Below are 26,500 nucleotides of genomic sequence, written 5' to 3' on the forward strand. Positions count from 1 at the left end.
AAATCGAAAATGATGTAAACGAAAGGGCAGTTACTGGCAAGCAAAAGCTGCTTTTTCGTTTACACCATCATCGATTCTAACCTAAAGAATTTGTTTAATTATATCATAGCACATAAGAAAAACAGCATCAAATATTTATACAAATATATTCAACCCTATTCCTTTTAAAATTAATTTTATCTACAGCCTGAGGTTGCTGTAAAAAAACAGGAGTGATGGAACGCTTTCGGTTTCACCTGTCAGCCGGATTTTCATTGCTGCTTGGAAATGTACTGAAGGATATTGTTACATTTTTACTGCCGGCGCTCAAATTCATAAGGAAGGTACAATAGATCAGATAAATATATATCAAAGGATTTATGAAATAGTAGCCGATATTCCGGATGTCTGTGTTGCCACCTATGGGCAGATTGCTTTGATGGCCGGGATACCGCATGCACCCAGGGTGGTTGGTTATGTCATGAGTAAAGTACCTGCAGGGCGAAACCTTCCCTGTCACAGGGTAGTTAACAGAATGGGGGATATGGCGTCAAACCATGTCTTTGACGGAGAGCAGCTGCAACGTACTCTGCTGGAGAAAGAGTGAGTGACTTTTCTGAAAATGGCCGTATAGACATGGAAAAGTGCCAATAGAAGACTTGGTAACCGCACTGTCCTGGAAAAGCTGATGTTTTAAATAAGGCATAGCAAATGCACCTCGGAGGTAGTTTATCATAGCCCTCGGGGTGCATTCGACATGAAGCAGACATTTCAATCACTTAGAATAAAAGCTCACGCTTTGAGAAAATCACATAGCTGATCTTGTACATAAGCAGATTCCAGACCAGTGCAATCACCGGGGAGGAGCACAGCAGGATAAATATTAAGAGATCTGTAAAAGCAATGCCAAAGAAGCGTAAAAGCTCATAGGCACCAAAGCAGACGACAGCGGGAACAATAAAAGAAATCAATGAAAGTATGCGGGCTTTCTCTGCACCAAATTTAAATAAAAGAGGAATGGAGACACTCCCGAAGATCTCCGCAACCACCAAACCCACCAAAGTGACAAACGGTAAAGTGAGAAGGCTACTGACATTACTGTAATCAATTTTGTGGACAAGGATACCTCCGATGCAGCCAATTACCAGGCCGAAGACAACACCGACAGCAGAGAAAATCAGAAGAACGATAAATTTGCTTGCCACCAGGTCCTTTTTGGAAATCGGGGTAACCATAGCATATTTCATCCACTTGGAATGATCATCAAAGCTGAAGGTAGTAATAACCATCATACTGCATAGGACACCGCTGGTGATAATATAGGCTTCCGGTCCGCTGTAAGGAATAAAAACAAAGGCAAAAACCAGCAGCATAAATAACATGGATTTCGCATTATGTCCAATGTTATACAGATCTTTAATAATTAAGCTTTTCATCTTATCTGTTCCCCCTTTACATAAAGTAGAAGAATATCGTCAATAGAAGCATCGTCGATTACCGCTGTCTTATAGGTGCGTTGTGCTTTTTCTTTATCGGCAACCAGCACATCCCACTGGTAGTCTTGCTTGCGGCAGGCAAGAATCTCGGATTTGTCAATTGTGTCAAACAGCGTTGATCCGCACCGCAAAATGCCGTATTTATAACGGAGTTCATCCTTTGACTTGCAGAATAAAACCTTTCCCTCGTGAATAAAGGTAATGTAATCAGCCACTTTCTCAAGATCTGCTGTAATATGGGAAGATATGAGGATAGAGTGGTTTTCATCCTGCACAAATTCCAGGAAAACATCTAATATATCGTCACGCATAATCGGATCGAGTCCTCCGGTGGCTTCATCCAGAATCAACAGCTTTGGTTTGTGGGAGAGTGCGACAGCAATACAAAGCTTCATCTTCATGCCCTTGGAAAATGTCTTGATTTCTTTACCGGGCGGGAGCTGGAACTTATTTAAATAATCGCAGTATACAGTCTGATCCCAATGTTTATAAGCGGCAGCCGAAATCTTGCCCACCTTGGCCGGGGTGAGTGTTTCATAGAAGTTGATGCCGTCAAATACAACCCCAATGTCCTCCTTGATTTGCCTGGAATCAGCGGAAAGTTTCTCTCCCCAAAAGGTGACGGTTCCCTCATCCCGCCGGATGAGGTCGAGAATGGCATTAATCGTGGTACTTTTACCGGCTCCGTTTTCTCCGATCAAGCCCATGATTGTGCCTTTCGGAATAGAAAATGAAACATGGTCCAGCTTAAAATCAGGATATTGTTTTGTCAGGTTCTCAACCTGTAGAATTGCCTCCATAGTCAGTTACTCCTCCTCGTTGTAAAACATAGTCAAAAGCTCAACCAGCTTATCCAGCGGTATATTGCTGATACGCGCAAGGTCTGCAGCCTCCTGCAAATGTTCCTCTGCTTTTCGCTGCTGTTCTTCCTGGAAGAAATCTTTGTTCTGCGCTGATACAAAACTGCCTCTTCCAACAGTCGTTTCAATAAAACCATCCCGCTGCAAATCTTCATAAGCCTTTTGTACAGTAATAACACTCACATGAATGGATTTTGCCAATGCACGCATGGATGGGATCGAGTCGCCTGTCTGCAATTCACCGCTCATAATCATTGCCTTAATTTGTGAGGTGATTTGTTCATAGATTGGCTTACTCGTATTACTGCTGATGATAATCTCCACATGGTCCCTCCTTTGTACTATAATGTACTTATGCAACAAGTACATTATAGTTAGGTGCGTCTACTTTGTCAACAGTGTTTTGGGAAAGTTTATGAAAGCGATAATTTCCATTTCTTCTTTCGTTGCTTTACGTTCTTGGCTGGCTTTTCAGATTTGAGCATAAATCTATGTACCCGTCGCTCTGGTGGGGCCTACAAATTATGGAAAACTGAAAATATCTCGTTTTCCAGTATTGACTGACCGTCAGTCATTGTGATATAATGCATTTAAAGGGGAGTAATCGGCCTTTTAGGTTCCATTGCCGTCATCACGGACATTTGTCCCGGCTATGGATGAAACGATAAGACCTTAATCCATTTTCGAGTTAGGGTTTTTGCATTTTTAATATGATAGGAGTAATAACGTATGAGCAAGCCAAAAGACCCTGAACTGCGCCGCGAAGATATTATTAAAGCAGCCATGGCTTTATTCAGAGAGGAGGGATTTGAAAAAACCACAGTGGACGGAATCGCAAAAAAAGCTGGGATTGCCAAAGGGAGCGTCTACAATTACTTTAAGTCGAAAGAAAGCGTTTACGAAGCCATCATTAGTGATTTGTCCATGAGGATGCTTTCCAAAACAAAAGATATATTGACAGATAGCAATGTTTCTCCAAAACAACGCATCATTAATTATATTGACTTCTCGTTTGCCTTGGGTGAAAAGGGAAATATGAATTTGAGCAAGGTCCTCGGTCCGTCCTCAAATGATACAGCAAAAGTCATGTACACACAAGCACTGGAAAGTGGAACATGGATGATTATCCCTGTGCTCCAAAGTGTTCTGGAGGAAGGGTCGTGTTTAGGGGAGTTTCGCATCGGAGATGCACAGTTCAGCGCGGTTGCGTTAATGGGAGCATTTCAAAAAATCCACGTGGCATATTACAAGTTATTTGACATGGACTTTGTGACAAGTCGGAAATATCTAAATGATCTGTTGAGTAGACTATTGGGAACAAACTTCTAAATAGTCGAGATAGAAACAAATGCACATGGTTTATTTACGCCACAAAAATGACTGACGGTCAGTCATATATTTTAATGGAGGTAATCTATATGGCAATTGTAACGATAGACAATCTCACAAAACGCTTTGGTCGATTCACCGCGCTGGACAACGTGAACTTTTCCCTAGACCGTGGAGAAGTGCATGGATTTATTGGCCCGAATGGTGCGGGTAAGACGACAACAATTCGTGTTTTGCTGGGAATATATCAAGCTTCCCAAGGCAATGTCACCATCTTCGACAAGGATGTATGGCGTGATGCAGTAGAACTCCATAAGCGCATTGCCTATGTTCCGGGCGATGTGAGCCTTTGGCCCAATCTTACCGGCGGCGAAGTAATCGACCTGCTTGTTCGTCTGCGTAAGAGCGGCGGAAAATCAAGACGCGAGGAATTGATTGAACGATTTGACCTCGATCCAACAAAAAAATGTCGAACCTATTCCAAGGGCAATCGGCAAAAGGTTGCTTTGGTGGCCGCCTTTGCCTCTGAAGCAGATTTGTACATTCTTGACGAACCTACAAGCGGTCTTGACCCATTGATGGAAAGTGTTTTTATGGATTGTGTTGCGGAAGTCAAACAGCAGGGCAAAAGTGTGTTTTTGTCCAGCCATATCCTAACGGAAGTCGAAAAACTCTGTGACAAGGTAAGCATTATCCGCAAAGGGAAAATCGTTGAAAACGGTACACTGGATGAATTGCGACATCTGACGCGCACGACCATAAACGTCCGCACACGTAAACCCATTGAGGGCATAGAGGCGAATCCCAGCGTTCACGATTTAGTTAAGAATAACGACTTGGTGACTTTCAGCGTAGACAGCAGTGCGGTTGGCAAAGTAATTACACAGATCAGCAAATATGATATTATCAGTATGGAGGGTGCGCCGCCAACTCTTGAAGAATTGTTCATGCGCCACTATTCGTAGCCCAAGCAGTTCAGGAAAGGAGCATAAGTATGAAACAATCTCTGTTTACCGGCGCTGGACATTTACTTCGCTTCATGCTGCGCCGTGATCGTATTCGATTAGTGGTATGGGTGCTTGCCATTTCTCTGTTCACTATCTTAATGGCCCCCTATTTTACAGATACCTATCCGACTGCCGAATCCCGCCAAATGATGGCGGCAAGCATGGAAGGCCCCGCAATGGTGCTGCTTTTTGGGCCTGTGTACTCGCCGGATAACTATACGAATGGTGCAATGTTCAGCAATTTCTTGCTTCTCTTTATGGGTGCAATTGTTGCAGTTATGAATATTCGTACCATTGCGCGTCATACCCGGCAGGATGAAGAATTGGGTCGCATGGAGGTCATTCGGTCGCTTCCAACCGGCAAACTGGCAAATATGACGGCTGCCATTTTATTGAGCGTCATTGCAAATGTAGCCATGACGCTGCTGATCAGCGTTGGTATTCCACTCTTTGGCATTGAGGATTTGGGGGGTGCCGGTTCTTTCAATTTTGCGGCAGCATTGGGAGTCATCGGAATATTCTTTGCTATTACAACCTCCCTCTTCTGCCAACTGTTTTCCAGCAATCGAACCGCATTGAGTGTTTCCTTTTCATTTGCCGCAGCAACCTACTTATTGCGCGGAATTGGCGATGGTGGTATCCGTGCGTTGACAGTCACGTCTCCTTTTGGGATGATGCACATGACAGAAGCCTTTGTTCGCAACTTATGGTGGCCCCTTGTTCTTCTTCTTGGAATATCTGTATTGCTTACTGCTGTGGCGTTTTCACTTGGAAAAATGCGTGACCTTGGCGCAGGACTGATTCCCGCAAGACCGGGAAGGAAAAATGCAGCCACTTTACTATCCAATTCTTTGGGATTGAGTGTGCGTCTGTTGCGAGGCTCGGTTGCCGCATGGGCTCTGATTGTACTGGTGCTTTGCGCTGTATTCGGTTCCCTGTTTGGTGATTTGGAAACTCTTGTGGGCGAAAGTGAAATATTAGCCTCGTATTTTTCACATGCAGACTTCACAATCGTGGAGGAATTTTTAACATTGCTTACCGTACTCATAGCGATGGTAAGCACTGTACCCGCGGTATCTTTCCTTATGAAATTGCGCGGAGAAGAAAAAGAAGGGCATGCCGAACACATCATATCCAGATCGGTTTCCCGGAATGCGCTTTTAGCAGGCTATTTTGCTATTGCTCTTGTGGTTTCCGCCGCACTAACAGTTATCGGGATGCTTTCTCTTTGGGGTATCGCCTCTGTCACTATTGAGGAAGTTCCAACGCTCGCCGTATTCTTTCAGGCAAGCCTCCACTATATTCCGGCTATTTGGACACTTATAGGTTTATCTACTGCACTTGTTGGCATTTTCCCAAAAGCTACGGGTGTGGCGTTTGGATATCTTGGGTACTGCTTTTTTGCCATGTTTACTGTGATGATGTTTGGTATGCCTGAATGGATTGGAACCTTATCACCGTATAGCTACATTCCACAAATTCCACTTGAAAATGCAAATCTGGGGACAGCGGGGATACTGGTGGCCACAGCTGCGGTCTTATCAATCGTTGGGTTTGTTGGTTACAGAAAAAGGGATGCAATGTTTTATTGACCTATTAGTTAACAAACAGAAAACGCTAATAATGGTAAAGCAACTGAATATGTCCGTTCAATGGCGGTTTTGAAAAGTCAAAACCGCCGTTTACTATTCATGGAGGGCCGCCATCATGCCATAATGGCTGGATCAATGAGTATATAAAACATCAATTTATATAGATACGTCTCTCACTGGACAGTTCCTTTTGCATCTGATATTATAGGAGAAATTAGATATTGAAAATGCTGAGAAGAGGATTAGTATCTGTAAACTGGTTTCAGAAAGTTGCTGGTTGATGTGAAGCAATAAAAGGAATACAGGGAACTCACCTTTGAGCAGTCTTAGTCAAATTTAAACACTCACTTTTTTAGGAATTAAAGAGTAGCTAAGAACGGAGCCCTACCGTTATTGAGGGAGGATATAAGGCATTAGTGCCCGTATCTGAATAAGTGCATAATACTTAGGTATTATGAATCGGAGTGGTACCACGTAAGATTAAGTCTTTCGTCTCCTTGGCATATAGCCGGAGACGTGAGACTTTTTTATTATCATTGAGGAGGAATATACTGTGTTTAATCATCAAAAGTATGAAAAAAGTTTCTTTTTACCCCCTGTTATGTCTTATGATTGGGTAAAAAAGCAGTCAATCGAACAAGCACCAATATGGTGCAGCGTGGATTTAAGAGATGGTAATCAAGCCCTGCCTACACCAATGACGTTACAGGAAAAGTTGGAAATGTATCAAATGCTATTAGATATCGGATTTAAAGAAATTGAAGTTGCATTTCCAGCTGCATCTGATACGGATTTTCATTTTTTGAGAACATTAATTGAAAACAAAATGATACCGGAAGATGTCACTATCCAAGTTATAACGCAAGCCAGAGAGCATATTATTCGCAGAACTTTTGAAGCCTTAGATGGTGTTCCAAAAGCGGTTGTTCATTTGTATAATTCAACATCGGAAGCCCAGCGTAGGCAAGTATTCCATAAATCAAAAGAGGAAATCAAACAGCTTGCGGTTGACGGCGCTATCTTATTCAAGCAGTTGGCTGAAAAAACCAAGGGTAATTTCTATTTTCAGTATAGTCCTGAAAGCTTTCCAGGAACAGAAGTTGACTATGCACTTGATATTTGCAACAGTGTGATAGCGATTTGGAAGCCCACACGCAATCATAAAGCAAATATTAATATTCCAACCACTGTCGAGAATGCTATGCCTCATATTTACGCAAGTCAGCTAGAATATATTAATAAGAATTTGTTGGATAGAGATTCTATCGTATTATCTATTCATCCTCATAATGACAGAGGCTGTGGTGTATGTGATGCAGAGTATGGAATGTTAGCCGGGGCACAGCGTATCGAAGGCACACTTTTTGGAAATGGAGAACGCACCGGAAATGTTGACCTTATTACAGTTGCCATGAATATGTATTCCCAAGGTGTCGACCCAAAATTGAATTTTAGCAATATGAACCATATATGTGATACGTATCAGCGTTTAACAAAGATGTCTGTTCCAGAACGGCAGCCTTATTCAGGTTCACTTGTCTTTACAGCTTTTTCAGGTTCACACCAAGATGCCATTTCTAAAGGATTGAGCTATCGTGAGCAGGAAAAAATGGAGAAATGGGAGGTTCCTTATATTCCAGTGGACCCTGCCGATTTGGGGCGTAACTACGAAACCGATATCATTCGTATCAATAGTCAATCCGGAAAGGGCGGTATAAGTTATATACTACAAAATGCTTATGGTATTAAAATGCCATATAAGATGAATGAGGAACTTGGATATTTTGTAAAAAAGGTATCGGATAGAGAAAACAAAGAACTGTGTACCGAGGAAATCTATCAAATATTTAACCAACAATACATTGAATTTTTTCCAAAATTCAAAATCGAAAATGTCAAAATTGAAATTGAAGAATCACATGAAGCTATATTAACGATATCGCAAAATGATAAGCAAACACTTGTAAAAGGTAATGGCAATGGTAGCCTTGATGCAATCAGCAATGCAATAAAAGAGCATTGTTCAGCAGAATTTGATTTAGAAATATATGAGGAACATTCTATGGGTAAAAACTCATTAGCATTGGCTTCGGCATATATCGGGATCTATGCGAATGAAAAATTATACTGGGGAGCAGGGATTGACAAGGATATTATAAAAGCATCCGCTTTTGCATTGTCAATTGCGGTAAATAAATTATTAGGAGATTAAAACTATGAATGATAATAAATTGGATAAAAGCGAGGTGATGCAACATTTAATGCAATATAATGAGCAGGAGTTATTTTATCGGGAGTATGCCGCTCTGCAAACAGACAAGAAATCACTTAACCTTTTCTTAAATCAATATAATTCCCATGACTTGTGGAAAAAGCGCATATATATCAATGGAATGTTGCCCAACGACCATGAAGTGTTTGCACCCGAAACCGCTATGTGGGGCAATCAAGATGACATTTACATTGAAAAATATTGCCGTTTTATGCCTCGCCTTACGGCGGAGCATGATTATTTTGAAATTATATATGTCGTCGAAAATGCCATGGATATTGACCTTGGAGAAAAAAGAATAACCTTGAAATCGGGCGATGTCTGTTTTATATCTCCTGGAATTCGGCATAGTCCGCTCGTTATGGAAAAAACAATAGCGTTGCAAATGATTGTACGAAAAAGTACATTTCATCAAGAGTTTTTTCGGTGCTTATCGGGAAATAGTGTAATTTCGGATTTTTTTCTAAGTGCATTATATTTACAAAATCATGGAAGTGTCTTAGTTTTTCACACAAATTCGGATGAAGAAATTAAAAGTATCTTTTTTACAATATACCAAGAGAACTATAACAAAAATTATCGGTACCAAATTATCATCAATAGCTTTTTTGAAATTTTATTATGTCATTTGTTACGATGTGATTCTTCCAACACTGAAATCAAGCAAATTTGCCAAGGAGCTGATTCTCGTATTACTCAAATTCTACAATGTATCGAGAACAACTATGAAAGAATTACAATTGCGGATTTATCACAGAAATTCCATCTAACCAGACCATATTTATCAAAGTATATAACAAGCAAAACAGGGAAATCATTTAGTGCTATTTTACAAGAAATAAGATTAGAAAAAGCCCGTAATATGTTATGTTCCAGTAATCTTCGGGTTGAAGATATCGCCGATGCTGTTGGCTATCACAATGTAGAACATTTTATACGACTTTTCAAACACAAATACTATAAGACACCAAACCAATTTCGTAAAGATAAATAAATTCAATACCCGTCAAATAAAAAAAGTAGATTTGGCGGGGCTATACTTGTGTCTTATATTTTACAATACACCTTCCATTTCTACCAAAATTGGAAGGTGTATTTTTATGTTTATTGCCTTTGAAGTCTATTTATTCGATTTCCCTGTTTATAAGAACGGTGGAAATGTTCGTGGGTTTTTGTGGGACAAAAGTACGCACGTCTCAACATGAACAGCCTCTGGAAATAAATCAACACAACATACCTTTTCTACCTTATACCCCTTCTCCTGCAGTATCACAACATCCCGTGCTAACGACGTCGGCTTACAAGAAATATACACCATCTTATCAACTCCAAATTCAATTATCTTCTCCAACGCCTTCGGATGTACTCCATCCCGTGGTGGATCAAGAACAATAATATCCGGCTTATCATCCCCTAGCGAACCAATCACCTTCAGCACATCCCCCGCAATAAACTCACAATTACTCAACCCATTCAGCTCCGCATTCACCTTCGCGGCCTCCACAGCTTCCTCCACAATCTCCACTCCGGTCACCTTACTTGCCACCGGTGCCAAAAGCTGTGCAATAGTCCCAGTACCGCTATATAAATCAAAGATATTCTTATCCTTCGTCTCTCCCACATATTCTCTTACTTTAGAATACAGCACTTCAGCTCCCAGTGAGTTCGTCTGAAAGAAAGAAAATGCCGATATCTTAAACCGCAGCCCCAGCAATTCCTCATAGATATAATCCCGTCCATACAACAACACGGTCCTATCATTCCTAATCACATCTGCCTGACTGTCATTATAAGTATGAAGAATTCCTGCAATACTCCCTTCTAACTTCAACGCTTGCAACAACTCAACCAAAGGCCGAAAAACATCCTCTTCCTTCCGTTCTTCCTCCTCCCGTTCTTCCCCTATTCGTTCATCTCCCTTTAATCCTTCCTCCTGTGAGCTTGTCACAATATCAATCAAAATCTCCCCCGTCTTAGCTGCTTTCCTCACCAGCAGATGTCTAAGATATCCCTCATGTGTAACCTTATGAAAATACCCAGCCCCCAGCTCGGTGCAATAACTTAATACACAGCTAAGTATCAAATTAAAGTCTTTATCCACAATCGCACAGTCATCCGCGTTGATAATATCATGAAAGCTCCCTTTCTTATGGAGTCCAAGGGATAACGGCCCATTCTTATATTCATCTCCAAAGGAGAATTCCATCTTATTGCGGTATCCCCATTCAACCGGACTGCCGAGAATCCCTTCCAGAACATACCCCTCGCACACCTGATCCAGCAAACGTTTCACCTGTCCCAGCTTCAGCTCCAGCTGCGCCTCATAAGACATTGTCTGATAACTGCATCCCCCGCAGACTCCAAAGCTTCTGCAGGCTGCCTCACGGGTCTCCAAGGGAGATTTACTTATAACCTCCTTCAGCAATCCCTCTGCTTTCCCGCTGCGAATCTTGCTGGCAGCAAAGCGGATCTTCTGACCGGGTATGGTATTCTTGACCCGAACACTCTCTCCCTCCAGCTCCACGATACCCTTATTAGGAAAATCAACTCTGGTAACTACTCCCTCATAAATCTGTCCTTTTTTCATCTATATCTGAACCCATACCATTCCTTCTTCCAACGAATCCCTGCCGAAAAAATAATATACGTTCTTCCTCCTTCCACATCTGCCAACATAACCATTCAGAGGTCCAAATCCTATAGCCAAACACTCCGCACAGCACTCATCATATACTTATCAAAATTCCTCTAAAAACATTTGATCAAATTATAACAACAAATCCTTCTCCTGTCTACCTACGCCTGAATAATCAGCTCCGTCATCCTCCTCTGCAGCTCTCCGTACCTTGCCGCCTCCGTCCTTGTCATCCCCTCCAGCTTATGCATCACCGTATTCACCTGTCCCTTGACTGCTTTGATGCTTTCTGCCGATTCACTGATCCTTGACTGCATGCACCAGTCAGCAATCAGTCCGTCAAAGAAGAAATCTGCAAACTTTCCAAAGCCATCCGTCTCAAAATGTATTTCGTTCTGAATCCGTACATCGGCAAGCTCCGTCCGAAACCGGGACAGCTTCCTCTGAATCTGCTTCGCCTGTTCCTTCGCGTCATCAATATGGGAATGCTTCATCACATCGGTGAGCAGCCCGCCTCCCAGCAGATCCCAGGTTCCCCATCCCTCCGCTGAATTCAAGCTGTTCAAAGCCTCTTCAATATGCCTTAACACATCCTTCCCCGCACTAATTGCTTCTTCCAGCTCCTTCCGGTTATTATCCGATATTCTAAGCTGCTCCTGAAGCATCATAATCTCCTCGCCTGTTTGGGAATGGGAATTCAGCATATGCTCCTTCTTCTTCTCGAACAAATCATCATACATCTTCTGACAGTCTCTGTATTGACGGCGTTCCTTTTCCGCAATTTCAATCTGCCCGTTCAGCTGCTCCAACTCACCGGATGCCTGTTCATATTTCAATCTTGCGGCCAAAGCTTCCTGCTGCTCCTTATCCACCCGTTCTCCCAGTTTTCCAAGAACAGTATAAAACAGAGAAACAATACCCTGCTGCTCCAGCCGTTCCACATCCTCCATCTCTTCATCCATGGCTTTCTTAAGTGTTGAAACACGCTCCTGCAGCTCCTTCTGCTGTACATGCAGCGCCTCCAGCGTGGAATTCAGCTTATTATACCGGAAAATTCCCTGCCGGGCTTCCTCCAATTGTTGATTCATCTCCTGATTCATCTTGCTTCTCCTTTCAAAATCAATATGAATTATATTGCCAAAATAAAGATCATGTCACTGCTTCTATTATAGCTTTTTATTCTGTGAAAACCATTAGAATTAACTTAAAAACACAAAAAAATTCCCACAATTACGAACATACCACCTCTGCCCGCAATCATGGGAATTTCTTTTTCCTCATTATATACACCCATTACATATACCCATTACATTATTGAATATAATAATTGCATATACTTATTACATACACTTATTATATACACTTATTATATATAAATTATATACGGTAATTCATAATCCAATCCATCACAGCTTCTTATTCCGCTCTGATTTCCAATTCCAGATCATGCCCCGTCCATGCCCTGCCAACGCTCTGCTGCCATACTATTCACTATTCCCTGCAGATCTGTACCAACTGTGAGAATGCAGATAAATGATGGGTTGCCTCCGAATAATCCAACGCATCACCCATCGCCGCACTGTCCATCCCCGCTGCAACAGCGGCATCAATTCCTGCCTTGGCATCCTCCACCACAAGGCAGTCCCCGGGATCAGCCTTCAGATACTCCGCCGCCATGAGAAATACTTCCGGATCCGGCTTTGACTTCGTAATATTATTACCGTCCGAAATAGCATCAAAATAATCTCCAAGTCCAATCTGCCCCAGAATAAACCGTGCATTCCTGCTGGAAGACCCGATGGCCAGCTTCAGCCCCATAGCTCGAAGCCCCTCCAGCGTCTCCTTTACCTCCCTGCTTAAGTCCTTCTCCGACATCTGCTTTAGGAGTTCCTTATAATTATCATTCTTTTCCTCTGCAAGCCTGTGCTTCTCCTCCTCTGACAAAGGTGCCTTTTCCCACCGCTCAAGAATAATCTCAAGACTATCCATCCGGCTTACACCCCGAAGCCGGTTATTAATGGTTTCATCAAAATACACCCCTATTTTATCAGCCAAGTGCTTCCAGGCCAGGTAATGATAATGATCCGTATGACAGATTACTCCGTCAAGATCAAATACAACTGCTTTATACTTCATACCAAGACCCCTTTCCATTTTATGTTGCTCTCCCATCATAGCATGTTGCGGGCCATTCTACAATAGCCAAGCGGTAGATTATTCCTCCCATGTATTTTTTCTGCTTTCCCTGCGATACTCCCCTCGGAAGAAAAAAGGACATAGACCCCTACATACAAAAAAGGAAGACATATAACTGGATTGGTATGTTACAAACGTATAATTATGTTCGTCTGTGATATATCAATTCCAGTTACATCTCTTCCATACAGTACAATCCGGGGTGTGCCCTCTTCCCTCCACAGGCTGGATTATTACATTTTCCGCACCGTTTCAGATCTGCTAATTAACTTATCAATAGGTAGCCGGTGTTCGGCGAACACCATAACTCTTTTCCGGGCAATTCCATGCCCGTTTTTACTTTTCCCTAACACTGTTTTGTCCGCCGGGCTACAGGGTTACTCCCTGTTTGAAAATCGCCATATCCCGGTATCCGTTTTCCTCACTCTTCACTTTCTTCCCGGATGCAATCTCCAATACAAACCCGAACAGCTCCGAAGCAAGCTCCTCCATATCCGTATCCTCTAACAGTCTTCCGGCATTAAAATCAATCCAGTTCCTTTTCTTCTCATACAAGGGCGTATTGCTAGAAATCTTCACCGTCGGCACCTGGGAGCCAAAGGGCGTCCCCCTGCCCGTAGTAAACAGTACAATATGAGCTCCGGCTGCCGCCAGAGCAGTAGCCGCCACAATGTCATTTCCGGGGCCGCTTAACAGATTAAGGCCCTTCTCCGTCACCTGCTCCCCATAGCGTACCACACCCTTCACCAGGGATTTGCCGGATTTCTGGGTGCAACCCAGGGATTTGTCCTCCAGGGTGGTAATGCCGCCCTTTTTATTGCCGGGAGAAGGATTCTCATAAATCGGCTGATTGTAATCCATATAATACTGCTTAAAATCATTGATCAAATTCACGGTCTGAGCAAATAAATTCTCATCGGCACACCGGTTCATCAAAATGGTCTCCGCACCGAACATCTCCGGCACCTCCGTCAGTATCGTGGTTCCGCCCTGTGCCACCAGCAGGTCGGAGAATGCACCAACCGCAGGATTCGCAGTAATTCCGGAGAACCCGTCGGAGCCTCCGCATTTTAATCCCACGATCAGCTCACTGGAGGGTATGGGCTCCCGCCTGAACCGGGAGGCTCGCTGCAGCAGCTCTTTGACATACTCCATGCCCTGGCTGATCTCATCCTCCCAATCTTGGCAGATCAGGAACTTCACCCGCTCCTCGTTATAGGAACCGATCTGCTTTTTCATTTCCTCAATGCTGTTGTTCTCACAGCCGAGTCCTAGCACCAGAATTCCGGCTGCATTGGGATGCTTCACCAGCCCCGCCAGTATCTTTTGCGTATTTAACTGGTCATCCCCCAATTGGGAGCAGCCGTAGGGATGGGTCAGCGCAATGATCTCATCCACCTCAGGGGGAAGTATCTCCTTCCCCATCCGCTCCAATGTCTTGGCGATATCATTCACACAGCCAACCGTCGGGATAATCCACACCTCATTGCGGATTCCCGCCTTGCCGTCTTCCCTCCGGTATCCCTGGAAATAAACCGGCTCTTCATTAGTCTTCACCGGCTCCTGAACCGGCTGGTACTCATAGGTCAGAAGCTCCCCTAAGCCGGTTTTAACATTGTGGGTGTGAATCCAGGCCCCTTTGAGAATCGGTTCCTTCGCCAAACCGATAGAATATCCGTATTTCATCACCGGCTGCCCTGCTCCGATCTCCCGTACTGCAAATTTATGTCCTGCCGGGATATCCTCCCGGAGGATGATCTCTTCTTCCCCCGCCCTGACCGTCTGGCCGGAGCACAAATCCTTCAGCGCAATTGCAACATTGTCATTATCTTGAATTCTAATTACTTCCTTACCCATTTCCCTGTATCCTGCTCCTTTCCAGCCGCGGCGATTACACTAAGCCGCCGCGTTTTAATGCTTCCCGAACCCCGTAGGCCCTGATGTCGGACAAATATCCGGCAACCGCCTCCGTCACCCCCGGAAGGGCGGACAGATCCTGGCCCCAGAAGGCTTCCTCCGACAGGAACCGCTTCGTCAATTCGCTTGCTTCTGTCTTCTTATGCGCAACAAAGAACTCTAGAACCCTGGCATCATCCATGATCTTATATTCCTCTTCCCCTCTATGGCCGATGAGGGCGCCGTCCCTTTGCTCATCCCCGCAGTAGAACTGAAGCATTGCTGCCAGGGAGAACGTAAGGTGTCCCGGCAATTTATGATACAGCTCCATATACTCCAGAAAGCTGGGCATACATCTGGCTCTCCACTTGGATACCGAATTCAGGGTAATGGACAGCAGAGCATGCTTGATAAAGGGATTCTGGAAACGGTCAATTACCGCTTCGGCAAAGCTCAGCAAATCCTCCCTGGGCAGATCCAGGGTAGGAATAATTTCATCAAATATGGTTTTCACCATGAATTCCTTAATATCCCCATCCTCCATGGATTCCTTTACATAATCATTCCCTGCCAGGAAGGAGGCAGGTACAAAGGAGGTGTGGGCACCGTTCAGGATGCGCACCTTCCGCTTCTTATAAGGCTTCTGGTTATCGGTAAAAATAACCGGAAGTCCTGCTTTATCCAGAGGAAATTCCTCTCTGATCTCCCTGTCGCTTTCAATTACCCACAGCGCAAAGGGCTCCCCTGTTACCATAAGGTTATCCACATATCCGAATTCCTCCCACAGGCGCTCTGCCTCGTCCTTCGGATATCCGGTGACAATACGGTCCACCAGGGTGCTGCAGAACACGCAGGCCTCTGCCAGCCAGGCCAGAAAGGCTTCTCCCAGCCCCCATTCCTTCGCCAGCCGCACCACAATTTCCTTCAGATGAATTCCATTGTCGTCGATCAGCTCCACCGGAAGTATGATCAGCCCCTTCTCTATGTCACCGTGAAAATGCTCAAATCTCTCATACAGGAACTTTGTAAGCTTGCCCGGATAGCTTCTGGGCGGAGTAAGCTCAAAGGAATCCTCCGCGTCATATACGATTCCGGCCTCTGTTGTATTGGATACGATAAAGCGGAGGGTATCCAATGCGGCAAGAGCCGCATACCGTTCATACTCTTCGTAGGCCGCCACCGTATCCGCTACGCTGGTCACCACACGCTTTACGCTCTTCTCCTCATTCCTCTCCAATCCTCTCAGCAGCACCGTATACATATTCTCCTGCTGGCGGAAATAGTCCAGATTGCCATAGGGAATTGGCTTCACCAGAACAATATCACCGTCAAAGCACCCGGCTTCATTGGCAATGTCAATCATATAGTCGACAAAGGCCCTCAAAAAATTGCCCTCTCCAAATTGAACCACCCGAACAGGACGATTCGTCTTTCTCACACTTTCTCTGCTTATTGTTTTCATCTCATTCATCCCTCTATAAAATTTCTGTAAGTGCTTACATATTTCATTGTACTATTCTCTTGCTAAAACGTCAATATTAATTTTATTCTGCTTTAACCAATGGGTATATCTGCTCCTTTTACCCTTCCCTCTTCAGAGGGTTGATCATAACTTGCCCTTGCTTTTGCCCCCCGGATATTATATAATAAAACAGATATAAACAGTATGCGGATAAGATACTCGTACCGCCGGCCTGCCCTTGGTCCTTATCTGGGCCGCGGAGCATGAAAGCACTCCGTGTTCATGATATTATGTTTCCTGTAAGCATTTACAGAAATGAGGTTCCCCATTCCATGAATATTTATGATATTTCAAAGAAAGCCGGAGTTTCCATCGCCACCGTCTCCAGGGTGATCAACGGGAACTCTTATGTCAGCGAAAAGACAAAGGAAAAGGTATTAAAGGTGATCGAAGAATGCCAGTACACTCCCAACGCGTTTGCACGGGGCCTGGGTTTGAACTCCATGCATACGGTGGGTATTATGTGCGCCGATTCCTCCGACCCCTACCTTGCCAGCGCTGTCTACTATCTTGAGCAGGAGCTTCGCAGCAATGGCTACGATGTTCTGCTGTGCTGCACCGGGTATGAGCTTTCCGAGAAGCAGAAATACCTCGAACTCCTCCTGTCCAAACGGACCGATGCCATCATACTGGTGGGCTCTAATTTTGTCGAAGCCGATTCCGCCAGGAATGACTATATCAGACATGCCGCCCGGCAGGTGCCCATCATGATACTGAATGCCGCCCTGGACGGCAGCAATATCTACTGCACCCTGTGCGACGATTACCGTGCTGTCCACGATGCCGCCAGCGCTCTGATCCGGGACGGGCTGAAGAATATTCTCTATCTGTACAACTCGGAATCCTACAGCGGCAATAAGAAGATATCCGGCTTCCTGGCGGCGATGGAAGCCATCCGCCCCGATCCGGCGAAGCTGCAGGAGCTGACCCATTATATCCACGGCGGCATCCTGGAGGTCAGGGATTATCTCACCGCCTTAAGGAAAAAGGGCATTCATCCGGAGGCCATCATAGCCTCGGATGACACACTGGCAATCGGGGCTTTGAAATATGCCAAGGAACACCGCCTGGAGGTGCCCCGCCAGCTTTCCATCATTGGTTATAATAATTCCATCGTCGCCCTGTGCAGCGAACCGGAGCTGACCTCCATCGATAACAAGCTGGAAGCGCTGTGCGCCAATTGTATTACAACACTGATGGGTGTATTCAACGGCCAGGCCGTCCCTCTGAAGACTGTTTATCCTGCGGAGATTAAGAAGCGGGGCACCACCCGTTTTTAATCCGCCGCATAAAGATAAATCAAAGGAAAGATAAATTAACGAAAGCAGGTGTCTTATTTATGAAACAATTTTTAGACAAGGATTTTCTGTTATCCACCGATACCGCGAAGAAGCTTTTTCACGAGTATGCGGCTCCCCTACCCATTATCGATTACCACTGCCACATCAATCCCCAGGAGATCGCGCAGGATAAAAGCTTCGACAATATCACCCAGGTATGGCTGGGAGGCGACCATTATAAATGGCGGCTCATGCGCACCTGCGGAATCGACGAGTATTACATCACCGGCAACGCTCCCGACAGAGAGAAATTCGAGAAATGGGCAGAGGCCCTGTCCAAAGCCATCGGAAATCCCCTGTATCACTGGAGCCATCTTGAGCTTCAGCGCTACTTCGGCTATTATGGCACCTTAAGCCCGAAGACCTCCGAGGAGGTATGGAAGCTCTGCAATGCCAAGCTGGCAGAGCCCTCCATGAGTGCCCGCAATATTATCAAGCGTTCCAATGTAAACCATATCTGCACCACCGATGATCCGGTCGATTCCCTGGAATGGCATAAGCAGATTGCTGAGGATCCTGATTTTAATGTGAAAGTTCTTCCTGCCTGGAGGCCGGACAAGGCTATGAACCTGGATAAGCCGGATTATCCGGCCTACCTGGAAAGGCTGAGCGCCGCATCCGGGGTAACCGTGGACAGCTTCAGCGCATTGAAGAAGGCTCTGAAGGTGCGAATGGATTATTTCGCTGTCTGCGGCTGCAATATTTCCGATCACGCCCTGGATTATATCATGTATGAGCCCGCTTCCGACGATGTGATCCAGTCCATCTTTGAGAAGAGACTCCGGGGAGAAGACCTCACCCCTCTCCAGGTACAGCAGTTCAAGACCGCATTTATGCTGTATGTGGGCGGGCTTTACCATGAGCTGGGCTGGGTGCAGCAGCTTCATTACGGCTGCAAGCGGGATAACAACGGCCGTATGTACCAATCCCTCGGGCCCGACACCGGCTATGACTGCATCAATAATTATGCTCCCTCCGCCCATATGGCCAACTTCCTCAATGCCCTGGAGAGCAGGAACGCTCTGCCAAAGACTGTCATCTACAGCCTGAACCCCAATGACAACGCTTCCATCGCAAGCATCATCGGCTGTTTCCAGGATGGCTCCTCCGTAGGGAAGATACAGCACGGAAGCGCCTGGTGGTTTAATGACAATAAGACCGGTATGATGGAGCAGATGACCAATCTGGCTAACTTAGGATATCTGGCCGGATTTATCGGCATGCTGACGGATTCCAGAAGCTTCCTCTCCTATCCCAGGCATGAATATTTCCGCCGCATCCTGTGCGACCTCATCGGCGGCTGGGTGGAGAACGGCGAATACCCCGCGGACTATGATCTGTTAAAGGAAATCGTGGAGGGCATCTCCTATTACAATACCCTGAACTATTTCCGGTTTACCGCAAACTAAAATCTTTGAAGGGATGTTACAAAACTTGAACCTTATAACCCAATGTCATTAAGTTAAAGCCCGCAGCACTTCATTGAGCCACTTTTACGCTGACCGGCTGAGTGCATCTTGTGAAGCGGAGCGTTTTGAACGCACGAAGGTAAGGCAAGTAAAAGTGGCTCAATGAAGTGCTGCGGGCTTTAACTTAATGACATTGACTGTAACACTTCGGGTTTTGTAGCACCCTTTTTATTTGCCGTTATATGGAAGACGTGGTATACTGTTAACAAAATCAAAACAATTAAAACAGAGATAAGGAGCTTTTTCATGGATACTAAGAATAACCGATTTCTGAGGCGTTTTGTAATCTCATACAGTGCATTGCTCCTTGTAATTCTGATTATGGGCGGTTATTTATATAGTATCAGTATAAAAAATGTGCGCACGGAAATCCGGACCCAGACAAAGTTCACCCTTGAAAAGACCATAAGCGATCTGGACAGCAAATTTGAAACCATGGACGTGCTGGCGGGACAGGTTGCCGCCAATTCCCATGTCATACGCCTTGCCAATTGGCAGTCCTCCAATGAAAGCGATTATTACATAGAAGCCTATCGTGCAAAGAACGACCTGTCTGTCTATGTGTTTACCGAATCCCTCCTGCCCAGCAGCACCTATTTCATCTATCTGCAGAAGCCGGATTATATCCTGTCCTTCAGCCAGTTTCAGCAATCCAGGTTCTATTACACGGGAGAATGGTATCATAAGGATAAGTATGAGGAATGGTTAGACATGATGAACGCCTCCGCTTCCTACAAGCATCTTGTACCGCTGGCTCCTTATTATACCCCCTATCCCGCATACTCCTACTTATATATTCTTCCCCTGAATTCCTACACCCTGAAAAACGTACCTGCCACCATCTGCTTCGTGATTGATCATCAAAAGCTTGCGGATGCGTTCAGTGAATTGAATTTTTACGAATCCGGCCATCTCTATGTTACCGATGAAAACGGCAGTCCCGCTTTTACCCTGCTGGGAGAAAAGAGCGAGGAAGCCGATGCCGGGCGTCTGACCTCCCTGCCTTATGAGAATGGTTTCTCAGAATATACCGCCGGGCATCGGGAGAACATGTTTGTCACCCATGCCCGTTCCCGGTATAATGGCTGGAATTACTATCTGATTCAGCCGGTGGATGCTTCTCTCTATTCCCTGATACAATACCGTGATCTTTTCCTGCTCATCATATTCGCCGCCCTGCTGGTGGAGTTTATCATGATTTTCTTCCTGTCCAAGAGCAATGTAAAGCCAATTCTTCAATTGGGCAAGGAACTGCAGGACATCCTGACCACACAAAAGTCATTGCAGAAAATGGCGGAGGAGCAGATCCCCGTAATCCGGTACTCCTATCTTGCCAAGATCATGCAGGGCGGTATTTCCACCCAGGAGGAGCTGGAGTATGCCCGACACTATCTGAATATTTCCACGGAACAGCGCAAATTCACTGTTCTGTATATCGTGGCCTATGTCAATCAATTCGAGCTGTATGTGGCGGATTCTGCGGTTACAGGACCGGACACCACTAATTATAAAGAAATTATTCAAAAGGCAGTCGCACACACCTTCGGGGAAGCGGCCTATATCCACAGCTCCGACGACAGGGAATACGCTATCCTGCTGTCCAGCCCCCTGGAAGAGCCCGATGCCTCCTCCAGCTCCAATGTAAAGGAGAAGTTCCGGACGCTGCATGAATATCTCATGAGCACTCACTCCATCTGGACCTTTGCCGGACTGGGCGACTGGAACAGCGGACTGATGGTCACCTGGAAATCCTACCAGCAGGCCAGGCAGGCCGTCACCTATACCACGAAAAAGCATATGATCCGTACTTATTCCAAGATTGAACGGGAGCAGGGGGGCTTCTATTATCCCATTGAGCTCACCAGACAGCTTACCAACTTTATCACAGTGGGGAATAAGAGCCAGGTACTGGAGATCTTTGAGCTGCTGCGCCAGGAGAATATGGAGAAACGCTCCCTTCCCATCAATATCATTAAATACCTGATCTCGGATATTCATAATACCTTATACAGAATCCGTTTCAGCCTTAAGAATACGGAGAAAAACGAAGCCGGGCTGAATTCCGTTGATGCCCTTTTTGACCAGCATATGTCCCTGAAGCTCTGCGAGGATATCGCACTTTTGCTGTGTGAGCTGTCCGAGACCAATTCCGGCGGCAATGAACTGATTACCAATATCAAAGCCTATATCAACAAGAATTATATGGATCCCTCCCTGGGCCTGACGAAGATATCCGATGAATTCTCCATCTCTGAAAGTTATTTTTCCTATTTGTTCAAGGAAGAGACCGGGGAGAACTTCTCCAGCTACCTGGAGCGTATCCGCATGGAGCATTCCCTGCATCTGCTGAAGGAAACCGATATCAATGTCTCCCTTCTCTACCAGGAGGTGGGCTATAATAATTCCAACAGCTTCCGCCGGGCCTTTAAAAAGATTTACGGAATGTCCCCGAAGGATTTCCGCAATTCGGTGAATGAATCTTAGAAAGGGATCTTTTGATGCACACCACACCTCATACATTACCGATAGCTAATACTTTGTTAACGCATGCTCTGCCTGCTGATGCCGGGATACCCTCTGACGCTGTTTACCGTTTTATCAAGAAGTTGGAGGATTGCCAGATTCCCATGCACAGCATACTGCTGGCAAGGCATGGCAGATTAGTGACAGAAGCCTATTACTCCCCTTATGATGCCTCCACCCTGCACCGCATGTTCTCCGTGAGCAAGAGCTTTACTTCCGTCGCGGTGGGGCTCATGGCAGAGGAGGGGCGGCTGTCCTTGGACGATCCTATTATAAACTACTTTCCTGACAAGGTACCGGAGAAGGTGCATCCCTGGATCGCCCAGATGACCATCCGACATATGCTGAAGATGGAGACCTGCCGGTCCGTGACCACCTATAAGCTGAACCGGAATAAGGATTGGGTGGAAAGCTTCTTCACCACGGAGCCCAGCCATGAACCCGGTACGGTATTCTATTATGACACCTCCGCCAGCCATACCCTCTGCGCCCTGGTGGAACGCCTGGCGGGTAGGCCGATGCTGGATTATATGCGGGACCGCTGTCTGGATCAGCTGGGCTTCAGCAAAGAAGCCTATATGCTCCGGGATCCCTTCGGAGTATCCATGGGCGGCAGCGGACTTATGGCCACCCCCATGGATCTGATGATTTTCGCCATGCTGGTTATGAACGGGGGTTCCATGAAGGGCACTCAGTACCTTCCAAAATGGTATGTGGATGCTGCTGTCTCCTGTCAGACCTCCACTCTGGTAACAGGCTCCGCCTTGGAGGAATGCCAGGGCTACGGCTACCAGTTCTGGAGGACCCGGCAGGAGGGCTTTGCCTGCTACGGGATGGGCGGCCAGCTGGCTATCTGCCTTCCGAAGCAGGATCTGATCTGTGTTACCACTGCCGATACCCAGGGAATCCAGGGAGGCAATCAGATGATCTATCATTGCCTGTATGAAGAAATTCTTCCTTATCTGTCGGATACTCCCCTCCCTGCCGATTCTTCCGCGCAGGCCAGGCTGGAGGAATATCTTAGCCGGCTTTGTATACAGCCCTTACAGGGTGGCGTTTCCTCCCCGAGGAGGAAGGAGCTGCATGCCAGGAGCTATCATCTGGCGGAGAATCCGGCGGGGTTTACCGGACTGTCGCTGGAATTTGCCCCGGATGGCACGGAAGGCGTACTGCTTCTTACTTGCCGCGGTGAGGTTCTTTCCCTTCCCTTTGGGTTTGGCCGGACGGTCACCGGCTCCTTTCCGATTTATTCCCAGCGGTGCGCCAGCTCCGGATGCTGGCTGTCCCAGGATCTGCTTTATATTAAGAGTCATATTATTGATGAAGCCATTGGTTCCGTGCGCTTTCAATTAGCCTTCCGTGAGAATACGGTGACGGTATATATGAAGAAGGTTGAGGAGCATTGTTTTAACGAATTTACAGGTTATCTTCATGGAACCGCTGTCTGACAGCCGCAAGATGATAGAGCCGCTGCAAAACAATTTCTCTGTTGCATATTGCGATTCGGTAAAGAAAATCACAATAGATCCAACATGATGAATTCATTTTGCAACGGCTCTTTAAGGCTTCATCCGAAGTATTTACAACAGCCCTTTAAGGATGCACTTCTTGTCTTCCGATATTCTGCAAGAGAAAGGCTTCTCCGCTCTGCCCTTCTACGGATACCCGGTCAAGTACCAGCTCTTCCACATTATTAATGCAAATCCCTTGGCTGCTTACCGGCAGGATGCCGTCCAGCATCTCCGGCAGTCCCGGCTGGGTTTCTTCTGCAAAGGTGAAGCTGGTATCCTCCATGGATATTTTCTTAATCTTTTGCTCCGGAAGTCCCTGAATATAGACTGCCGCTATATGACAGTTTCTGCATTCCAGCCTCCGGAAGGTCAGGCTTCTTATCTCCGGGGTTCTTTCATCCACCGGCATCGGCTCCCTGCTCTGCACATAGCTGGAGTGCCCGTCAGGATCACAGAAATAAAAGCAGTTGATTGCCAGCGGTGTCTTAACCCCATCCATAAGGATATTCTCAAAGAGGATATCCTCAATAATGGCATCCCTTCCTCTTCCCCGGCGGGTCTTAATCCGCAGCCCCCGGTCCGTATCAATAAAACGGCAGTCCCTTACGGTTACATTGCGCACACCGCCCGCCATCTCGCTCCCTATGGTCACACAACCATGCCCGTCCCGCATACAGCACTGACGGATGGTGATGTCCTCGGAGGGTGTCTTATATCTGGCTCCCATGTAGATTTTACCGGATTTGATGGCTATACAGTCATCTCCCACGCTGAAATAGATTCCAAGAATCTCAACCTTCCGGCAGGATTCCGGATTTAATGCATCGGTATTGGGTGAATCCTTCGGATTGACAATGCTCAGATTGATAAACCTCAGATTCTCACAAAAATACGGATGAACGGTCCAGCTGGGGCTGTTCTTTAAATGAATTCCCTCCATGGTAATATTCCTGCAATGGCTTAGGAAAACCAGCCGGGGCCTCCAGGCAATTCTCCGCTTCTTGGGCTCCAGCCACCAGTTCGTCCCATCCGCACTGCCATCCAGGGTACCCTGGCCGTAGATTGTCACGTTTTCCACATCCATTCCATGGATTACCCCGGCAAACATGTCGAGGGGATTCCCCTCCCAGGTTCCCAGATTATATTCTCCTGTTTCATCATAACTCTGAATTCTTCCGGGCATAACCGGCCGGCGCTCTCTTTCGGTATCTGCTTTCAGTACGGCGCCTTTCCCGATTTCGATATTGAGATTGCTTTTCAGAAACAGACTGGTAATCCGGTAGATTCCTTCGGGCAGGTATACTCTTCCGTCCCTGGGGCAGGCCATAATTGCCGCCTGGATGCAGCAGGTATCATCGCTCATCCCATCCCCTTTTGCCCCGAAATCCCGTACATTAAGAGAATAAGTCTCTGCTGCCGTGCGGACAGCAACCTCCGCTTCCTCTGCCCTTCCCCGTACCGTAAGAATATATTCCGTATCCGGCTTAAGTTCATAGAGGCCGGTAATTACCCGGCCCGTAGTGCCGTATTCCCTTCCGTTTACGAGAATATCATACCTCTCCCGGGTGCGGAAGATGCCTCCGTCACAGATCTCAATCCCTATGCTGCGGGAGGTCTGATGTATTATTTTAATATCCATTGCTGTTCTGCCCTTTCTATCATCGTCCTGTCCCGGAGCCTCCCTGTCATTAAGCTTCAGCCTTTGAATTCAGGAGCAGTTCTTCTGCAATCATCATCAGGTAGGCTCCTATCCCCTTATGATCATCACAGACAACCGGCTCGGACAGATAATATTCCACGCTCCCGTCACGGCGGAGGTTATCCGCGGGGCCAAGCCCTGCCACAGAACAGATTCCGGTCAGCCTCCAGGCTCCATCCTCTTCTATGATCATACGCTCCGTCAGGGATGCTGCTATAGCCTCACCCACGGGCTGATACTTCTCCTTTAACAGCGCTCCCAGCCTGCAGCCCTTCAGAATTGCGTATCCTATCATTGCGCTTCCCGAGGTTTCCAGATAATTTCCCTCTGCATCCGCCCGGTCGATCACCTGATAGAAGAGGCTGCTTTCCTTATCCTGGTACTGCAAAATCCCCCGCACTGCTTCCCTCAGCAGATCCTCCAGAACCTTGTACTGCTCAAAGATGGTCTCATCCATCTCACTCATTACATCCACCAGCGCCATCAGATACCAGCCCATGGAACGCAGCCAGAAGTTAGGCGAAGTGCCCGTTGTCTTATCCGCCCAGAACAGCTCCCTGGCTTCATCATAAGCATGATAATACAGGGCCTTTTGCTGGTCATAGAGATACTGCCTTACATTTTTAAACTGGCTGACGATATCATTATAATTCTCCTTTTTACCCAGCCGGGTCTCATAAGCCATATAGAAAGGCTGTGCCATATATAATCCGTCCAGCCATATCTGGTTGGGATAAATCTTCTTATGCCAGAAGCTGCCGCATTTGGTTCTTGGCTGATGCCTGAGCTGGTTCATCAGCACCTCGATGGCCCTTCGGTATTTCTCCTCGCCGGTCCAATCGTAAGCCGCAAATAACACCTTACCGGAGTTGATGCTGTCGATATTATACTTCTCCTCTTCATACTTGGCAATTGTACCATCTTCCCGGATAAAGTTCTTCAGATACTCTAATACCAGCTTCTGAAAGCGTTGATCACCGGTGGCTTCATAAAGCTGTACACAGCCCGTTAATACACAGCCGTCCTCATAATTCCAATTCTCTTTATAGCCCTTAAAATGCTTTAGACAATATTCGATATATTGCCTCGCTTTATTCTCAATCCTGTTCATGATTCTAACCTTGCCTTTCTCTATAGTATACAGACTCAGATACATTCCCCTAATTCTTGCACC

General features: G+C 46.0%; 20 protein-coding genes and 1 other annotated feature. Of the genes, 10 read left to right on the top strand and 10 right to left on the bottom strand.

The window, feature by feature from the left end; all coding sequences use genetic code 11:
* The first annotated feature begins 355 nt into the window (after positions 1-355).
* Positions 356-586 carry an MGMT family protein gene (locus tag HNQ56_RS19975; protein ID WP_429150028.1) on the top strand — a complete coding sequence of 77 codons (231 nt, stop codon included), beginning with the start codon at positions 356-358 and terminating at the stop codon, positions 584-586.
* 172 nt (positions 587-758) lie between these two features.
* Here HNQ56_RS19975 and HNQ56_RS19980 read toward each other — a convergent pair whose 3' ends face one another.
* The 3 genes from HNQ56_RS19980 to HNQ56_RS19990 are packed head-to-tail and all read right to left on the bottom strand — an operon-like array spanning position 759 to position 2,659.
* The gene (locus HNQ56_RS19980) at positions 759-1,415 is read right to left on the bottom strand and encodes an ABC-2 transporter permease (RefSeq protein ID WP_429149801.1); all 657 of its coding nucleotides are present in this window, start codon (positions 1,413-1,415) and stop codon (positions 759-761) included.
* Positions 1,412-2,275, bottom strand: a complete 864-nt coding sequence (locus HNQ56_RS19985) for an ABC transporter ATP-binding protein (RefSeq protein ID WP_429149803.1) — start codon at positions 2,273-2,275, stop codon at positions 1,412-1,414. The genes HNQ56_RS19980 and HNQ56_RS19985 overlap by 4 nt, the downstream gene beginning before the upstream one ends.
* A gap of 6 nt (positions 2,276-2,281) precedes the next feature.
* The gene (locus tag HNQ56_RS19990; protein WP_429149805.1) at positions 2,282-2,659 is read right to left on the bottom strand and encodes a GntR family transcriptional regulator; all 378 of its coding nucleotides are present in this window, start codon (positions 2,657-2,659) and stop codon (positions 2,282-2,284) included.
* A 405-nt stretch (positions 2,660-3,064) separates the two neighbouring features.
* Here HNQ56_RS19990 and HNQ56_RS19995 point away from each other — a divergent pair, with 405 nt between their 5' ends.
* From HNQ56_RS19995 to HNQ56_RS20015, 5 genes are all read left to right on the top strand, one after another.
* Positions 3,065-3,664 carry a TetR/AcrR family transcriptional regulator gene (locus HNQ56_RS19995; protein WP_429149807.1) on the top strand — a complete coding sequence of 200 codons (600 nt, stop codon included), beginning with the start codon at positions 3,065-3,067 and terminating at the stop codon, positions 3,662-3,664.
* 89 nt (positions 3,665-3,753) lie between these two features.
* Entirely contained in the window at positions 3,754-4,629 is an 876-nt protein-coding gene (locus tag HNQ56_RS20000) for an ABC transporter ATP-binding protein (protein ID WP_429149809.1), read from the top strand.
* 29 nt (positions 4,630-4,658) lie between these two features.
* Positions 4,659-6,263, top strand: a complete 1,605-nt coding sequence (locus HNQ56_RS20005; RefSeq protein ID WP_429149812.1) for an ABC transporter permease — start codon at positions 4,659-4,661, stop codon at positions 6,261-6,263.
* Positions 6,264-6,486: 223 nt separating this feature from the next.
* Positions 6,487-6,763 (top strand) — a binding site (T-box leader).
* A gap of 53 nt (positions 6,764-6,816) precedes the next feature.
* Positions 6,817-8,475: a 2-isopropylmalate synthase gene (locus HNQ56_RS20010; RefSeq protein ID WP_429149814.1), complete on the top strand. Its 1,659-nt coding sequence runs from the start codon at positions 6,817-6,819 to the stop codon at positions 8,473-8,475.
* 4 nt (positions 8,476-8,479) lie between these two features.
* The gene (locus tag HNQ56_RS20015; RefSeq protein WP_429149816.1) at positions 8,480-9,529 is read left to right on the top strand and encodes a helix-turn-helix domain-containing protein; all 1,050 of its coding nucleotides are present in this window, start codon (positions 8,480-8,482) and stop codon (positions 9,527-9,529) included.
* A gap of 147 nt (positions 9,530-9,676) precedes the next feature.
* On the opposite strand, the gene rlmD is transcribed toward HNQ56_RS20015, so the two are convergent.
* The 5 genes from rlmD to HNQ56_RS20040 form a co-directional block, all read right to left on the bottom strand.
* Entirely contained in the window at positions 9,677-11,122 is a 1,446-nt protein-coding gene (gene rlmD / locus HNQ56_RS20020; RefSeq protein ID WP_429149819.1) for a 23S rRNA (uracil(1939)-C(5))-methyltransferase RlmD, read from the bottom strand.
* A gap of 209 nt (positions 11,123-11,331) precedes the next feature.
* On the bottom strand, positions 11,332-12,270 hold the full coding sequence (locus HNQ56_RS20025) for a hypothetical protein (protein ID WP_429149821.1): 939 nt from the start codon (positions 12,268-12,270) through the stop codon (positions 11,332-11,334).
* A gap of 391 nt (positions 12,271-12,661) precedes the next feature.
* Complete coding sequence (pgmB, locus tag HNQ56_RS20030) at positions 12,662-13,306, bottom strand: beta-phosphoglucomutase (RefSeq protein ID WP_429149824.1); 645 nt, start codon at positions 13,304-13,306, stop codon at positions 12,662-12,664.
* Positions 13,307-13,735: 429 nt separating this feature from the next.
* Positions 13,736-15,223, bottom strand: coding sequence for a UxaA family hydrolase (locus tag HNQ56_RS20035; RefSeq protein ID WP_429149827.1), 1,488 nt, complete (start codon positions 15,221-15,223; stop codon positions 13,736-13,738).
* A 34-nt stretch (positions 15,224-15,257) separates the two neighbouring features.
* A complete protein-coding gene (locus tag HNQ56_RS20040) occupies positions 15,258-16,724 on the bottom strand; it encodes a tagaturonate reductase (RefSeq protein ID WP_429149830.1) in 1,467 nt (488 codons plus the stop codon).
* Positions 16,725-17,056: 332 nt separating this feature from the next.
* Between HNQ56_RS20040 and HNQ56_RS20045 the strand changes: the two genes are divergently transcribed.
* The 4 genes from HNQ56_RS20045 to HNQ56_RS20060 all read left to right on the top strand — a co-directional run bounded on the left by HNQ56_RS20045 (position 17,057) and on the right by HNQ56_RS20060 (position 23,564).
* Positions 17,057-18,064, top strand: a complete 1,008-nt coding sequence (locus tag HNQ56_RS20045) for a LacI family DNA-binding transcriptional regulator (RefSeq protein WP_429150030.1) — start codon at positions 17,057-17,059, stop codon at positions 18,062-18,064.
* A gap of 59 nt (positions 18,065-18,123) precedes the next feature.
* Complete coding sequence (uxaC, locus tag HNQ56_RS20050; protein WP_429149833.1) at positions 18,124-19,533, top strand: glucuronate isomerase; 1,410 nt, start codon at positions 18,124-18,126, stop codon at positions 19,531-19,533.
* Between the two features lie 306 nt (positions 19,534-19,839).
* Entirely contained in the window at positions 19,840-22,077 is a 2,238-nt protein-coding gene (locus HNQ56_RS20055) for an AraC family transcriptional regulator (RefSeq protein WP_429149836.1), read from the top strand.
* Between the two features lie 14 nt (positions 22,078-22,091).
* On the top strand, positions 22,092-23,564 hold the full coding sequence (locus HNQ56_RS20060) for a serine hydrolase domain-containing protein (RefSeq protein WP_429149839.1): 1,473 nt from the start codon (positions 22,092-22,094) through the stop codon (positions 23,562-23,564).
* A 145-nt stretch (positions 23,565-23,709) separates the two neighbouring features.
* Here HNQ56_RS20060 and HNQ56_RS20065 read toward each other — a convergent pair whose 3' ends face one another.
* Both HNQ56_RS20065 and HNQ56_RS20070 read right to left on the bottom strand, forming a co-directional pair.
* On the bottom strand, positions 23,710-25,266 hold the full coding sequence (locus tag HNQ56_RS20065; protein ID WP_429149842.1) for a glycoside hydrolase family 28 protein: 1,557 nt from the start codon (positions 25,264-25,266) through the stop codon (positions 23,710-23,712).
* A gap of 49 nt (positions 25,267-25,315) precedes the next feature.
* Positions 25,316-26,482, bottom strand: coding sequence for a glycoside hydrolase family 88/105 protein (locus HNQ56_RS20070; RefSeq protein WP_429149845.1), 1,167 nt, complete (start codon positions 26,480-26,482; stop codon positions 25,316-25,318).
* Positions 26,483-26,500: the final 18 nt, after the last annotated feature.

The organism is Anaerotaenia torta (assembly GCF_050433395.1).
GTDB lineage: Bacteria > Bacillota > Clostridia > Lachnospirales > Lachnospiraceae > Mobilitalea > Mobilitalea torta.

Coding starts and splice junctions, on each gene's coding strand:
- HNQ56_RS19980 (WP_429149801.1), bottom strand. CDS start 1,415: ATGAAAAGCTTAATTATTAAAGATCTGTATAACATTGGACATAATGCG.
- HNQ56_RS19985 (WP_429149803.1), bottom strand. CDS start 2,275: ATGGAGGCAATTCTACAGGTTGAGAACCTGACAAAACAATATCCTGAT.
- HNQ56_RS19995 (WP_429149807.1), top strand. CDS start 3,065: ATGAGCAAGCCAAAAGACCCTGAACTGCGCCGCGAAGATATTATTAAA.
- HNQ56_RS20000 (WP_429149809.1), top strand. CDS start 3,754: ATGGCAATTGTAACGATAGACAATCTCACAAAACGCTTTGGTCGATTC.
- HNQ56_RS20005 (WP_429149812.1), top strand. CDS start 4,659: ATGAAACAATCTCTGTTTACCGGCGCTGGACATTTACTTCGCTTCATG.
- HNQ56_RS20015 (WP_429149816.1), top strand. CDS start 8,480: ATGAATGATAATAAATTGGATAAAAGCGAGGTGATGCAACATTTAATG.
- rlmD (WP_429149819.1), bottom strand. CDS start 11,122: ATGAAAAAAGGACAGATTTATGAGGGAGTAGTTACCAGAGTTGATTTT.
- HNQ56_RS20025 (WP_429149821.1), bottom strand. CDS start 12,270: ATGAATCAGGAGATGAATCAACAATTGGAGGAAGCCCGGCAGGGAATT.
- pgmB (WP_429149824.1), bottom strand. CDS start 13,306: ATGAAGTATAAAGCAGTTGTATTTGATCTTGACGGAGTAATCTGTCAT.
- HNQ56_RS20035 (WP_429149827.1), bottom strand. CDS start 15,223: ATGGGTAAGGAAGTAATTAGAATTCAAGATAATGACAATGTTGCAATT.
- HNQ56_RS20040 (WP_429149830.1), bottom strand. CDS start 16,724: ATGAAAACAATAAGCAGAGAAAGTGTGAGAAAGACGAATCGTCCTGTT.
- HNQ56_RS20045 (WP_429150030.1), top strand. CDS start 17,057: ATGAATATTTATGATATTTCAAAGAAAGCCGGAGTTTCCATCGCCACC.
- uxaC (WP_429149833.1), top strand. CDS start 18,124: ATGAAACAATTTTTAGACAAGGATTTTCTGTTATCCACCGATACCGCG.
- HNQ56_RS20055 (WP_429149836.1), top strand. CDS start 19,840: ATGGATACTAAGAATAACCGATTTCTGAGGCGTTTTGTAATCTCATAC.
- HNQ56_RS20060 (WP_429149839.1), top strand. CDS start 22,092: ATGCACACCACACCTCATACATTACCGATAGCTAATACTTTGTTAACG.
- HNQ56_RS20065 (WP_429149842.1), bottom strand. CDS start 25,266: ATGGATATTAAAATAATACATCAGACCTCCCGCAGCATAGGGATTGAG.
- HNQ56_RS20070 (WP_429149845.1), bottom strand. CDS start 26,482: ATGTATCTGAGTCTGTATACTATAGAGAAAGGCAAGGTTAGAATCATG.